The organism is Amycolatopsis circi, from assembly GCF_003385235.1.
GTDB lineage: Bacteria > Actinomycetota > Actinomycetes > Mycobacteriales > Pseudonocardiaceae > Amycolatopsis > Amycolatopsis circi.
The window spans coordinates 1-15583 of the sequence record NZ_PQIA01000036.1 but is presented as its reverse complement, the minus strand read 5'-3'; the positions used below and the strand labels follow the sequence as shown (position 1 = coordinate 15583).

Below are 15583 nucleotides of genomic sequence, written 5' to 3'. Positions count from 1 at the left end.
CCCATGACCGCGTCCCGTGAAGACCGCATCGCGGCGCTGCCCGCTCACCTGCAGGAAGCGCTGCGCCGCCGGATGGCCGGAACGGCCGGTCGCGCGCCGGAGATCCCGGCCGCCGCCGACCGTTCCGGCCCCGTCCCCTTGTCGTCCGCGCAACGCAGGCTGTGGTTCTTCAGCCAGCTCCGCCCGGGCGATCCCGAATACAACAGCGCGTTCGCCTTGCGGTTGACCGGTGAACTGGACGTCGAGGCATTGGCGACCGCGTTGCGGTTGCTGGTCGCCCGGCATGAACCGCTGCGCACGACCTTCCACGAGGTCGACGGCGAACCGGCGCAGCTAGTCCAGCCGCCGTATGAAGTCGCGCTTCCGGCGGTGGATGCCGCGCCGGAAGACCTCGACGCTGTCCTGCGGGCGGAGTATTCGCGGCCGTTCGATCTCACGCACGGGCCATTGTTGCGGGCGGTGCTCGTGCGCCTTGGTCTGGCTGAGCACGTGCTGCTGGTGTGCGTGCACCACATCGCCACCGACGGCGCGTCGATGGGCGTGCTGACCGAAGAACTCGGCCTTCTTTATCGCGACGGCGAGCGCGCGGAGTTGGCGCCGCAACCGTTGCAGTATGCGGATTTCGCGCTGTGGCAGCATAATCGCCCGACTCGCGCCGCCGGGCTGGAGCACTGGACCCGGCAGCTGACCGGCGTAACCCCGCTGGACTTGCCGACCGACCGTCCGCGTCCGGCCGCCCGCAGCACGGCCGGTGCGGTGCGCGAGTTCGCCGTTCCCGCGGACGTGGCCCGGCGGCTCGCGGAACTGGCGCGCACCTCGGAAACCACGCTGTTCACCGTGCTGCTCGCGGCCTGCCAGGCGCTGTTCGCGCGCTACACCGGCCAGGAGGACATCGCGCTCGGCACCGTCGTCTCCGGCCGGGACCGTCCGGAGCTGGAGCGGGTCGTCGGGTTCTTCGTCAACACCGTCGTCCTGCGCTCGGAGGTCGACCAGTTGGCTTCGTTCGCTGACCACCTGGCCGTGGCGCGGCAGTCGGTCCTCGACGCCTTCGCTCACGACGACGTGCCGTTCGAGGAAGTGGTCGACGCCGTGCACGCGGGCCGCGACCCCGGCCGCAACCCGTTGTTCGACGTCATGGTGCTGCTCCACAACGCCACTGGGACCGGGCCGGTGTTCCCGGGGCTGGCCGCCGAACCGGCCGGCGTGGCGCGGGATTCGTCCAACTTCGACCTCACCGTCGAGTTCGAGGAAGCCGACGGCCGCCTGGCCGGGCTTGTGGAATACAGCACCGAACTGTTCGAGGTCGGGACGATCGACCGGCTGATCGCGCACCTGCTGCGACTGCTGGCCGGGATCGGCGCCGACCCGGGCCGCCGGATCGCCGATCTGCCGCTGACCACCGAGACCGAGGAAGCCCAGCTGCTCGGCTGGCGCGGCCCGGTGCTCGACGTCCCGGACGGCACCATCGTCGACCTCCTCGACCACCGGGCCCGGACCCAGCCCACGGCGACCGCGCTGGTTTGCGGCGATGTCCGGCTGAGTTTCGCGGAGTTCGCCGCCCGCACCGACGTGCTCGCCGCGGATCTCGTCGACCGGGGTGCGGGGCCGGACCGGGTGGTGGCCGTGCTGCTCCCGCGCTCGGCGGACGCGATCATCGCGTTGTTCGCCGTTCTCAAAGCCGGTGCGGTGCACCAGTCGATCGATCCCGGTCTGCCCGCGGAGCGGATCGAGGTGCTGCTGGCCGACACGCAGCCGGTGGTGGTGCTGGACCGCATCGGCGGATTCACCGACGGTCCGCGCCCTGCCCGGCCGCAACCGTCGGATGCCGCCTACGTGATCCACACGTCCGGTTCGACCGGCACGCCCAAGGGCGTCGTGGTCGAGCACGCGGCCTTGATGAACCTCCTGGCCAACCACCATGCCGCTTTCGGTCGCGAACGGTTGCGGGTCGCACTGACCGCGTCGCTGTCGTTCGACACGTCGTGGGAAGGACCGCTGCTGCTCGCCGACGGCCACGAACTCCACCTGATCAGCGACGAAGCCCGGCTCGACCCGGCCGCGCTGACCCGCTACGTCCGCGAGGAACGCATCGCCTTCCTCGACGTGACCCCGTCCTACCTGCGCCAGCTGCTGCCCGCCGGACTGCTTACCGGCGCGCAGCGTCCGGAATTCCTGATGGTCGGCGGCGAGGCCATCGGCGAAAGCCTGTGGCACGAACTGGCCGGAGGCGGGGTAGCCGCCGGAAACTACTACGGTCCAACAGAGTCCACTGTGGACGCGACGTGGGCGCTGGTGGCCGGGGAGCGGCCGTCGATCGGCCGTCCGCTGGGGAACGTCGGCGCGTACGTTCTCGACGAACAGCTCCGGCTCGTCCCGGCCGGAGTCCCGGGCGAACTCTGCCTCAGCGGCGCCCAGCTCGCGCGCGGCTACCTCGGCCGACCGGGCCTGACCGCCGACCGGTTCGTCGCGAATCCCTTCGGCGCGCCCGGAACCCGCCTTTACCGGACCGGCGACCGCACCCGCTGGACCGCCGACGGTCAGCTGGAACACCTCGGCCGGACCGACGACCAGATCAAGGTCCGCGGCTTCCGCATCGAGCCCGGCGAAGTCGAGACCGCACTGCGTGCTCAGCCGGGTGTTATCGATGCCGCCGTCGACGCGCGCGGCGGCAGGCTCGTCGCGTACCTCGTCGGCGACTCCGACGGGTTGCGGAGCGGACTCGCCAGGACTTTGCCCGCGCATCTGGTGCCGTCGGTGTTCGTCCGCCTCGACCAGCTTCCGCTGACCCGGCACGGCAAACTGGACCGCCGGGCGCTCCCGGAACCGGAGATTTCCGCGTCCGCGGAGTACACCGCCCCGCGAGACGAGCGCGAACAGCTGGTGACCGACGTCTGGGCCGAGGTGCTCGGCCTGGAACGCGTCGGCGTCGACGACGATTTCTTCGCGCTCGGCGGCGATTCCCTGCTCGGCATCCGGGTCGTCGCGCGGCTGCGCGCGGAACTGGGCGCCGACGTGCCCGCCCGGCTGGTCTTCACCGCGCCGACCCCGGCGCTGCTGGCCGCGCAACTGCCGGACGCGTCCGCGCCGCAGGAGGCGATCCCGCTTCTACCGCGTGGCGAAGGACCGTTCGAAGCACAGCTTTCCTTTGCCCAGCAACGACTCTGGTTCCTCGACGAATTCGACCCCGGCAGCACCGAGTACGTCTCGCCGACCGCGCTCCGGTTGCGCGGCAACCTGGACGTGCCTGCGCTGAACCAGGCGCTCACCGCGTTGGTGGCCCGGCACGAGTCGCTGCGCACGACCTTCGCGACGGTCGACGGCCGCGGCGTGCAGATCGTCCACCCGCCGCACGCCGTCGACCTCCAGGCGTTCGACGGCGACCTGGACACCGCGCTCGCCGCGGCGACCGGACCGGTCGACCTGCACACCGGCCCGTTGCTGCGCGCCGCACTCACCCGGCTCGGCCCCGACAACCACGTGCTCACCCTGGTTCTGCACCACATCGTCACCGACGGCTGGTCCTCAGGCGTGCTCCTGAGCGAACTCGCCGTCTTCTACGCGGCGTTCACCCGCGGCGACGAGCCGGAGTTGCCGTCGTTGCCCGTGCAGTACGCCGATTACGCGGTCTGGCAACGGAACCGCACCGACTTCGACGGCCAGCTCAGTTACTGGCGGCACCGCCTCGCCGGTCTCGAACCGCTGGAACTGCCCACCGACCGGCCACGCCCGGCCGTCCGCACGAAGAATGGCGCGCTGCACGAGTTCAGCGTGCCGGTCGGCACCACCGCGCGCCTCGCGGAACTGTCCCGGCAGCAAGGCAGCACGCTCTTCATGACGCTGCTCGCCGCCTGCCAGCTGCTGTTCGCGAGGTGGTCCGGGCAGGACGACGTCGCGGTCGGTACCGTCGTGTCCGGCCGGGAACGCACCGAGCTGGAAGGCCTGATCGGCTTCTTTGCCAATACGCTCGTCCTGCGGTCCACTGTGGACCCGACCCGTGACTTCGCCGAGTTCCTCGGCGAAGTCCGCGACACCGTACTCGACGCGTTCGCGCACCAGGACGTCCCGTTCGACCGCGTCGTGGACGACGTCCAGCCCGAACGCGACCCCAGCCGCACCCCGTTGTGCCAGGTCATGGTCGTGCTGCACAACACCCCGGACGCCCGCCCCGCGCTGCCCGGGCTCGCCGTCGAGGAGGTCGCGCCGCCGATCGTGACCGCCGGGTTCGACCTGGCGATCCACTTCCAGCAGACCGCCGGGCGGCTCGACGCGGTCGTCAACTACAACACCGACCTGTTCGACGCGGCCACGATCGAACGGCTGAGCAGCTGGCTGCATCTCCTGCTGGCCGGGATCGCGGCGACTCCCGAGCAGCCGCTCGGCCGGTTGCCGTGGATCACTGCCGACGAGCGCGACCGCGTCCTGCGCGAATGGAACCCGACCGCCGTCGCGGCTCCGGAGCCGACGCTGCACCGGCTGTTCGCCGCCCAGGCGGCCCGCACCCCGCACGCCGTCGCGGTGACCTGCGAAGGCGTCGAACTGACCTACCGAGCACTGGACCGGCGGGCAAACCGCCTCGCGCACCGGTTGATTGCCGAGGGGGCCGGACCGGAGCGACTGGTGGCGCTGCGGCTGCCGCGTTCGGCGGACCTGGTCGTCGGGATCCTCGCCGTGCTGAAGTCCGGCGCGGGGTATCTGCCGATCGACCCGGACTATCCGGCCGCGCGGATCGAGGCGATGCTGGCCGACGCACAACCGGTGTGCGTCGTGGACACGATCGCGGCGGACGGCCAACCGGACACCGATCCCGGCGTGCGAGTCCGGCCCGAGAACACCGCGTACGTCATTTACACCTCCGGCTCCACCGGCATGCCCAAGGGCGTGCTCGTCCCGCACGCGAACGTGACCCGGTTGTTCTCCTCGACCGAGCACTGGTTCGGCTTCGGCGACCAGGATGTCTGGACGCTCTTCCACTCCTACGCGTTCGACTTCTCGGTGTGGGAACTGTGGGGCGCGCTGCTGCACGGCGGCCGCCTCGTGGTGGTCCCGTCCGACACCGTCCGTTCGCCGGAGGAATTCCTGGCTCTGCTGGCCGAACAGCAGGTGACCGTGCTCAACCAGACGCCGTCGGCGTTCTACCGGCTCGGCGCGCTGCCGTCCGCGCCGTTGAGCCTGCGGTACGTGATTTTCGGCGGCGAGGCCCTGGATCCGGTGCGCCTGGAGGACTGGCGACGGCGGTATCCGGCCGGACCGCAGCTGGTCAACATGTACGGCATCACCGAAACCACCGTGCACGTCACGTATCGCGTGCTCGACGACCGCGCGACCGTCGGCGTGCCGATCCCGGACCTGCGTGCCTACGTCCTGGACGCCTGCCTCGAACCGGTGCCGCCCGGTGTCACCGGCGAGCTGTACGTCGCGGGCGCAGGCCTCGCGCGCGGCTACCTGAACCGCCCCGGCCTGACCGCGTCCCGGTTCGTCGCGGACCCGTTCGGCGAGCCGGGCACCAGGATGTACCGCACCGGAGACCTGTTGTGCTGGACCGCGGACGGCGAACTCGCCTACCGGGGCCGAGCCGATCACCAGGTCAAGATCCGCGGTTTCCGCATCGAACTGGGCGAGGTCGAGGCGGCGCTGTCCGCGCATCCGGACGTGACCGGCGCGGTTGCCGTCGCACACGGCACCGGCGATGCCCGGCGACTGGTCGCGTACCTGACCGGAACGGTGCCGGGGACCACCGTGCTGCGCGAGTTCCTCGCCCGCTCGCTGCCCGCGCACATGATCCCGGCGGTGTTCGTCGCACTGGACGAGCTGCCGCTCAATGCGAACGGGAAGCTCGACCACCGAGCGCTGCCCGCACCCGGTGCACGGGTCGAAAACCGTTATGTGGCCCCGCGTACCGAGATCGAGACCACGCTGGCCGAAGTCTGGTCGACCGTGCTCGGCGTCGACCAGGTCGGCGTCGAGGACAACTTCTTCGGCCTCGGCGGCGACTCGATCCTCAGCATCCAGGTCGTCTCCCGTGCCCGCCAAGCCGGGCTGACGGTGACGTCGAAGGATCTTTTCCAGCACCAGACCATCGCTGAACTCGGCCGGGTCGTCACCACTGGCGGACCCGTCGAGCAGGCACCGGAGCAGACCGGGCCAGCGCCGCTCGGGCCGATCCAGTCGTGGCTGTTCGCGCACCTGGACGAGCCGTGGCGGCTGACCATGTCTGTCCACCTTGTACTGTCCTCAGTAGACGTTTCGCGCTTGACCGCCGCGATCGCTGACGTGACCGCCCGTCACGCCGCGCTGCGGATGCGGTTCTCCCTAGTGGACGGAAGCTGGCAGCAGGAACCGGCGGCCACGGAATCCGCGGACATCCTGCGGCACGCCGATCTGTCCGAAGTGGACGACATAGTCGCGGCGATGCACGACGAGGCAGTGCGCGCCCAGACCTCTTTGGACATCGTCAACGGCCCGGTGTGGCGCGCGGTGCTCTTCACCTTCCGGGATCGGTCGCCGCAGCTGTTCCTCACCGCGCACCACCTCGTCATGGACGGCGTGTCCTGGCGTGTCCTGCTGGGCGACCTCGAACACGCCTACCAGGGCGAGCCGCTGGAACCGGCGGGCAGTTCGTTCGCACACTGGGCCCGGACGCTCGCCGACCACGTCCGCACCGGCGGGCTGGCCGGCGAGGCGGAGTACTGGAGGAGCGTGCTGCACGGGACCGAGACCGGACTCCCGGTCGACCGCTCCGGGCGCAACACCGCGGAGTCGGCACGTTCGGTGTCGATTTCCCTTGGCCGCACAGAGACTTCCGCGCTCCTGCAGGACGTGCCCGGCGCGTACCGGACCGAGGTCAACGACATCCTGTTGAGCGCCCTCGCTCGCGTGCTGGCGCGCTGGACCGGCCGGTCCCAGGTCGTGCTCGAGATGGAAGGCCACGGCCGCGAGGACGTCGCCGCACCGCTCGATCTGTCGCGGACGATCGGCTGGTTCACCGCGCAGTACCCGGTCGCGCTGACCGTGCCCGGCGACGGCTGGGACGCGATCCTCAAGTCCGTCAAGGAACAACTGCGCGCCATCCCGAACAAGGGCGTCGGCTACGAAGCGCTGCGCTACCTCAGCGAGTCTCCGCTGCGGAACGACCCGACTCCGCAGATCTCGTTCAACTACCACGGCCGCTGGGACGTCGGGACCGCCGAGGACGGGCTCTACCAGGGGCGCGGGGAAAGCCTCGGCCACGATTCCGCGCCGGACAGCGTCCGCCCGTACCTGCTGGACGTCGTCGGCGTGGTCGAATCCGGCGAACTGCACCTGACCTGGGAATACTCCGCCGAGGTGCACGAGGAGGCGACCGTCCGCGGCCTGGCCGACGCGACCGTCGAAGCGCTGCGGGAAATCATCGCGCACTGTGCGTCCGCCGGTGGCCGCACGCCGTCGGACTTCCCGCTCGCCCGGCTCGACCAGGCGACGGTGGACCGGCTGGCCGGGGACGGCCGCGAAGTCGAGGACATCTATCCGCTGACGTCGCTGCAGGCGGGCATGGTGTTCCACAGCCTGGTCGACAGCGGGTCGAGCGCGTACTTCGACCAGTTCCGGCTGCGGCTGGCCGGGGTCCGGGACCCGCGAGCGCTGGGCGAGGCCTGGCAGCGGGTGGTGGACCGGACGCCGATCCTGCGCAGCAGCACCGTGTGGGACGGCGTCGACGAGCCGGTGCAGCGCGTCCATCGCGGCGTCCGGGTCCCGGTCGGGCAGCACGACTGGCGCGGCCTTGCCCCGGAAGCGCAGCAGGCCGAGCTGGCGAAACTGCTCGAAGCCGACCTGGCGGCGGGCATGGATCTGACGACCCCGCCGTTGATGCGCTTGGAGATCGCCCGGCTTTCCGACGACCAGGTGCAACTGCTGTGGACCTCGCACCACGTCCTGCTCGACGGCTGGAGCGCCGCCCAGGTGTTCGGTGAGGTGTGCGAGCAGTACACGGCGATTGTCGAAGGCACGCCAGCGAAACTGACGCCGCGCCGACCGTTCCGCGACTACCTCGCGTGGCTGGCCAGCCAGGACCGGGCCGCAGCAGAGGAGCATTGGCGCGAGGTGCTCGACGGCTTCGCCGCGCCGACCCCACTGCCGTACGACCGTCGTCCCCGCGAGGCGCACCGCGCGGAATCCGGGGCGACGCTGCTGGTCGAGCTGTCCGCGGAGGAGTCGGCGGAGCTGCGTGACATGGCGAAAGCCGCCGCGCTGACGGTCAACTCGGTCGTGCAGGGAGCGTGGGCGCTGCTGCTCGCGCGCTACAGCGGCGAGCCGGACGTCCTGTTCGGCACCACGGTTTCCGGACGGCCGCCCGAACTTCCCGGTGTCGAAGCGATGATCGGGATGTTCATCAACACCGTGCCGACGCGGGTGGAAGTCCGAAATGGACAGTCGGCCGCCGAATGGCTGCGCGCGATCCAGGCCGAGCAGGCGGACGCGCGCCGGTACGACTTCCTGGCGCTCTCGCAACTGCAGACCTTCACCGGGATTCCGGCGGGCGCGGCGTTGTTCGACAGCGTGGTGGTTTTCGAGAACTACCCGATCGAAGACAGCGGGCAGGACGGCGTCCGGGTGCTGGACGTCGATTCGCTGGACACGACGAGCTATCCGCTGAACCTCACCGCTTATCTGCACGACCGGCTCGGGCTCGAACTTTCCTACGACCCGAAGCTGTTCGACGAGACCACCGCGCAGCGGCTGGCCGGGCACCTCGCCCAGCTGGTGCGCGCGATCGCCGCCGATCCGCACCGTCGCGTCGGCTCGCTCTCGCCGCTCACCGCCGGCGAGCGAAACCACGTGCTGGCCCTGGGACACGGCGATTCGGCCGACCTCCCGGCCGAGACTGTCCTGGACGTGTTCGACGCGACCGTCGCGCGGATGCCGCACGAGACCGCGCTGGTCTTCCACGACACCGTCCTGGATTACGCGGAGGTCGACGCCCGCGCCACGCGGCTGGCGGAGGAACTGATCGAGCGGGGTGCCGGGCCGGAGCGAGTGGTGGCCGTCATGCTGCCGCGCTCGGCCGAGGCGGTCATCGCCGCGCTGGCGATTTTCAAGGCAGGCGCGGTGTATCTGCCGATCGACGCGGATCTGCCGGCGGAACGCGTCCGCTTCCTGCTGGACGACGCGCGCCCGGTGGTCGTGCTGGGCAGGCCGGACGAGAGTTACGCACCGCCAGCGCCGCTCTCGAAGCGGCCGGACGCGGACACCGCCGCGTACGTCATCTACACCTCGGGCTCGACGGGAACGCCGAAGGGCGTCGTCGTGGAGCACCGCGCGCTGGTGAACCTGCTGGTGGCGCACCGCGCGGTCTTCCTCGACCGTGGGCGGGAGCGGACGGCGCTCACCGCGTCGCTGGCCTTCGACGCGTCCTGGGAACCGTTGCTGGCCATGATCGACGGCCACGAGTTGCACGTGCTGGACGATGACACCCGGCTCGACCCGCGCGCCCTGGTCCGCGCCGTCCGCGCGCACGGGCTCAACCTCCTCGACCTCACCCCGGCCTACCTCCAGCAACTGCTGGACGCCGGGCTGGCGACCGGCGAAGTCCGGCCGCGCACAGTGATCACCGGCGGCGAGGCAGCGACCGAAACGCTGTGGCGGCAGCTGGCCGCCGCCGATGTCACCGGCCACAACTACTACGGCCCGACCGAAGCGACCGTCGACTCGATCCACGCGCCGGTGACCGGGGACCAACCGCTGATCGGCCGTCCGCTGACCAATTTCCGCGCGTATGTCCTCGGCGACACCGGCGAGCCCGTGCCGCCCGGCCTGCCCGGCGAGCTGTTCCTCGCCGGACCGCAGCTCGCGCGCGGCTATCTCGGTCGGCCGGGCCTGACCGCGGACCGGTTCGTCGCGGATCCCTTCGGCCCGCCGGGGGAGCGGATGTACCGCACCGGCGACCAGGTCCGCTGGACCGCCGATGGCTCGCTCGACTACCTCGGACGCGTCGACGACCAGGTCAAAATCCGCGGGTTCCGAGTCGAGCCAGGGGAGATCGAGACCGTCTTGCGGCGGCATCCGGCGATCGCCGACGTCACGGTCATCGCCCGTGAAGGCCGCCTGGTCGCGTACGTCGTCGGCGAAGCGCAGGGCCTGCGCGAGTGGACGCGCGAACGGCTGCCGGAGCACCTGGTCCCGTCGGCGTTCGTGTCGCTGGACGCGCTCCCGCTCAACCGGAACGGCAAGCTCGACCGCCGTGCGCTGCCTGCCCCCGGCCGCGCCGGAACCGCCGAGTACGTCGCACCGCGGACCGCCGTCGAACAGCGGCTCGCCGCGATCTGGGCCGACGTCCTCGGCATCGACCGCGTCGGCGCCGATGACAGCTTCTTCGAGCTGGGCGGCGATTCGATCCTCAGCATGCGGATCACGTCGAGAGTGCGCGCCGAGTTCGGAGTCGAGGTGTCGCCGCGGATGCTGTTCTCCGCCCCGACGCTCAGCCAGTTCGCCGCCGAACTCCCTGTCGAGCAGGCCGCTGCGGAAGCGATCCCGGTCGTCGCGAGGGACGGTGCGCTGCCGTTGTCGTTCGCTCAGCAACGCTTGTGGTTCCTGGACGAATTCGAACCCGGCGGCCTGGAATACATCTCTCCCACCGCCTTGCGTCTGCGCGGCGAACTCGACATCGATGCGTTGCGCCGGGCCTTGACCACGGTCGTCGCCCGGCACGAATCGCTCCGCACCACCTTCGACGCGATCGAGGGCCATGCCGTTCAGATCATCCACGAGCCTGCGCCGATCGAACTTCCGGTGGCGGACTTCGACGAGACCGTGCTGGCGCGCGAAGCACTCCGGCCCTTCGACCTGCGCACCGGCCCGCTGCTGCGCGCCCGGTTGTTCCGGGAGGAAACCGGCGACCACGTCCTGCTGCTGGTGCTGCACCACATCGTCACCGACGGCTGGTCGGCCGGAGTGCTGGCCGCCGAACTGGACACCTGCTACTCCGCCTATGTCCGCGGCGAGGAGCCGCAGCTGCCCGCGCTGCCCGTGCAGTACGCGGATTTCGCCGCCTGGCAACGGGATTTCCTCGACAGCCTCGACCTCGCCGAGCAGCTCGACCACTGGCGGGACCGGCTCGCCGGGCTCGCGCCGCTCGAACTGCCCACCGACCGGCCGCGCCCCGCGGTCCGCACGAGCGAGGGGGACTGGTACGGCTTCGCCATTCCGGCCGAGGTCGCCGCGAACCTCCGCGAACTCGCGGGCACCCGGCACGGCACCCTGTTCATGACGCTGGTCGCGGCCTTCCAGGTCGTGTTGTCGCGGTGGTGCGGGCAGGAGGACGTCGCGGTCGGCACGGTGACCGCCGGACGCGAGCGGGCCGAGTTGGAGCGGTTGATCGGCTTCTTCGTCAACACCTTGGTTCTGCGGTCCACAGTGGACTCGCGCGGCTCGTTCCGGGAGTTGCTCGGCGACGTGCGCGACACGGTGCTCGACGCGTTCGCCCATCAGGACGTGCCGTTCGAACGCGTGGTGGACGCCGCCCAGCCAGTCCGCGATCCGAGCCGGACACCGCTGTTCCAGGCGATGGTGGTGCTGCAGAACACCGGCGACCGTCCGGGCGGCGGTTCGCTCGTCGCCGAGGAGGTCGCGCTGCCCGCGACGACCGCGACGTTCGACCTGCTTGTGCAATTCGAGGAGGACGGCGGGTCGCTGCACGCCGCGATCAACTACGCCACCGGCCTGTTCGACGCCTCGACGATCGAACGGCTGGCGGGTCGCTTGCTGACCGCGCTGACGGTTCTCGCTGCTCAGCCGGACGAGCCGATGGCGTCTCTGCCGCTGCTGCCGCAGTCCGAAGTGGACCAGTTGCGGGCTTGGAACGACACTGCGGCGGCGGACTCGGGAGCGTCCCTGGCACAGCTGGTCGAAGCACAGGCCGCGCGGACTCCGGACGCTCCCGCGCTGGTGTCCGACTCGGGGGAGATCACCTTCGCCGAGCTGAACGCGCGGGCGAATCAGCTGGCCCGGTTGCTGATCGACCGGGGCACCGGTGCGGAACGAATCGTCGCCGTCCGGCTGCCGCGCTCGACCGCGCTCGTCGTCACCGAACTGGCGATTTCGAAGACCGGTGCCGCGTTCCTGCCTGTAGACCCGGGCTATCCCGCCGAGCGCATCGAGTTCATGCTGCGCGACGCCGACCCGGTCTTCGTCGTGGACAGCGCACTCGACGCGGGGGAGTACGCCGACACGAATCTCGACGTCCCCGTCGACCCGGAGCAACCGGCGTACGTGATCTACACGTCCGGTTCGACCGGGCGGCCCAAGGGCGTCGTGGTGCCGAACGCCGGACTGGCCACCCTCGCCGCCGCCACGATCGGCCATTTCCAGGTCCGCCCCGGCGACCGGGTGCTGGCGTTCAGCTCGCCGAGCTTCGACGCCTCGGTCGTGGAACTCTGCCTGACTCTGTCCGCGGGCGCCGCGCTCGTCGTTCCGCCCGAAGGGCCGCTGCTCGGCGCGCACCTGGCCGAGGTGCTGACCGGACACCGGATCACGCACGCGGTGTTCCCGCCGGTCGCGCTGGCAACGGTGCCTGACGTGCCGCTGCCGGACCTGCGCACGGTCGTCGTGGCCGGTGACGTCTGCCCGGCCGAACTGGTCGCCCGCTGGGCGCCGGGGCGGCGGATGATCAACGCGTACGGGCCCACCGAATGCACGGTCGCGGTCTCGTGGAGCGAACCGCTGTCGCCGGGCGGACCGCCGCCGATCGGCAAAGCGATCCGGAACACCGAAACGTACGTGCTGGACGCCGAGCTGCGGCAGGTGCCGATCGGATCGTCGGGCGAGCTGTACGTCCGCAGCGCCGGACTGGCCCGGGGATACCTGTCTAGGCCCGGCCTGACCGCCGACCGGTTCGTGGCGAATCCCTTCGGCCCGCCCGGATCGCGGATGTACCGCACCGGCGACGTCGTCCGGCAGACGGCGGCGGGGGACCTCGAATTCGCCGGGCGCGTGGACCACCAGGTCAAGATCCGCGGGTTCCGCGTCGAACTGGGCGAGATCGAGGCGGCGCTGCGGAAGCACCCGGAGGTGCGCGAAGCCGTCGTCGTGGCCCGGGAAGCCGGTGGGCACAAGCGATTGGTCGCCTACGTCGTCGGCGAAACCGCTCAGCTGCGCTCATTCCTGGGCGAGACGCTGCCGGACTACCTGGTCCCGTCGGTGTTCGTGCCGCTCGACGCGATTCCGGCGAGCCCGAACGGAAAGATCGACCGCGCCGGGCTTCCGGAGCCGGATTTGTCGGAGCTGCAGACCGCCGAGTACGTCGCGCCCGGCACTGAGCTGGAGGAACTGCTGGCGAACGTCTGGGCCGAGGTCCTCGGAATCCCGCAGGTCGGCGCCACGGACAACTTCTTCGAACTCGGCGGCGATTCGCTGCTCAGCATCCAGGTCGTGCACCGCGCCCGGCAGGCCGGGCTGGCGATGCGCTCGAAGGATCTGTTCACGCACCAGACGGTCGCGGAACTGGCGAGCGTGGTCCAGCCGGCCGATGCGCCCGAGGACGACCGCGAAGCCGTGGTCGGGTCAGTTCCGCTGACGCCGATCCAGCGATGGTTCCTGGACTCGTCGCCGGCGAATCCCGCGCACTTCAACCAGTCCGTGCTGATCGAGCTGAACGGCCCGGTGGACGAGGAAATCCTGCGGCAGGCGATCGACGCGCTGGTGGCTCAGCACGACGCCCTGCGCCTGCGCTTCGAGCAGGCCGCCGACGGGTGGACCCAGCACAACGACCCCGTCGATTCCGGTTCCGTGCTGCGTCGAGTGTCCACTGTGGACCTGGAGTCGGCTGCCGAGGACGCCCAGGCGAGCTTCGACCTGGCCCGGCCGCCGCATCTGCGGGCTCTCGTGTCGGACGGTGCCGAGAATCCGCTGCTTTTCCTGGTCGCGCACCATCTGGTCGTCGACGCTGTCTCGTGGGGCATCCTGCTGGAGGATCTGGAGCGGGCCTACCGGCAGATCGAAGCCGGGGAAAAGCCCGACCTGGGCCCGAAGACGACGTCGTTCCGGGACTGGGCGCGCCGCCTGCGGGAGTTCGCCGAATCCGGCGCGCTGGACGGCGAGCGTGCGCATTGGACCCGTGACCTGCCCGGCTGCGAGATCCCGGCGGACCGGGCGGGCGCTGCTCCGGAGCCGCAGGAACTGGTGACGATCCGCGTCGACGAGCGGGACACCGATGCCTTGCTGCACCTGGCCCCCGGTGCGTACCGGACGCGGATCAACGACGTCCTGCTGACCGCGCTGGCCTGGACGCTCAACCGCTGGACCGGCGAACCGGCGGTGGCGGTCGACCTCGAAGGCCACGGCCGGGAGGAGATCCTGGACGATGTCGACTTGACCCGGACAGTCGGCTGGTTCACGACGCTGTTCCCGGTCGCGCTGGAGGTCGATCCGGCCGCGAGCTGGCGAAACCTGGTCAAGTCGGTCCGTCGGCAGCTGCGGGCGGTGCCGGGGAACGGGTTCGGGCACGGGGTCCTGCGGTCCTTCCGCTTCCCCGACCTGGGCCGCTCTGCTCCGCGGGTCGCCTTCAACTACCTGGGGCAGGGCGAGAACACCGGGTCCGGGGACGGGCTGTTCCGGCGCTCGCTCCCGCCGCTGGGCCGGGACCAGGACCCGGCGAACCGGTCGCCGCACGCGCTGGAGGTCGTCGGCGGGGTGCGGGAGGGGAAGCTGGAGTTTTCCTGGTACTACCAGCCGGATCAGCATTCGCGGGCGACGGTGGCCGGGGTGGCTGCGGGGTTCGCGGACGCGTTGCGGGCTATCGCGGCGGATTGCCGGGGCGGCGAGGCATGAGCGGGATCGCAGGCAATCGCGACTATCGGCTGCTCTGGACCGGCCAGGTGGTCTCCGAGGCCGGGTTCAGCACCACCATCATTGCCTTTCCGCTGTTGGTCCTGGCGCTCACCGGTTCCGCAGCGCAGTCCGGGCTCGTGCTCGGGGCCGTCGCGATCAGTCAGCTCGTTGCCGGGTTGCCGGCGGGGGCGTTGGTGGATCGGTGGTCTCGCAAGCGGATCATGCTCTGCTGCGAGGCCGCGCAGGCGGTGGCCGCGATTGGGTTGGTGCTGGCGTTGTACTGGGGCGTCGCGGATGTGTGGATGCTCGTCGTGGTGGCCATTGTGATGGGGTTGAGCCGGGCGTTGTTCGAGCCCGCGGAGGAGGCGAGTCTGCCTCGGTTGGTGGCGGAGGAGCAGGTGCCTTCTGCGGTGGCGATGAATGCTGCTCGGACGAGTGCGGGGCAGTTGTCCGGGACTGCGCTTGGCGGGTTTCTCTTCGCGGTCGGGCGGTTTGTTCCGTTTCTCTTCGACGTGGTCGCGCATGTGTTCGCGTTCGTATCGTTGTTGTTCGTGCGGTTGCCGCGGCAGCCGGAGCGGGCGGAGGGCGGGCCGCCTAAACATCTTGGGCGGGAGATTGTCGAGGGGCTTCGGTGGGTGTGGTCGCGGCCTCCGTTGCGGGCGACTGTTTTGTGCGTGGTCAGTTTGAATTTGTTCTTTTCCGCTTATTACCTGGTGATCATTGTGTTGGCTAATGAGCGGGGGGTGCCTGCCGGGGAGATCGGGGTGATGGCGGCGATGCTGGGGGC

General features: G+C 70.5%; 2 protein-coding genes. Both read left to right on the top strand.

What is annotated here, in order from left to right; genetic code table 11:
- The first annotated feature begins 3 nt into the window (after nucleotides 1-3).
- Nucleotides 4-14796 (top strand): non-ribosomal peptide synthetase, encoded by a 14793-nt coding sequence (locus D0D37_RS17895; RefSeq protein ID WP_116201693.1) that lies wholly within the window; start codon nucleotides 4-6, stop codon nucleotides 14794-14796.
- Nucleotides 14793-15583: MFS transporter (locus D0D37_RS17890; RefSeq protein WP_116201692.1), on the top strand; the 791-nt coding region annotated here is incomplete at its 3' end. The genes D0D37_RS17895 and D0D37_RS17890, both read left to right, overlap by 4 nt.

Coding starts and splice junctions, on each gene's coding strand:
- D0D37_RS17895 (WP_116201693.1), top strand. CDS start 4: ATGACCGCGTCCCGTGAAGACCGCATCGCGGCGCTGCCCGCTCACCTG.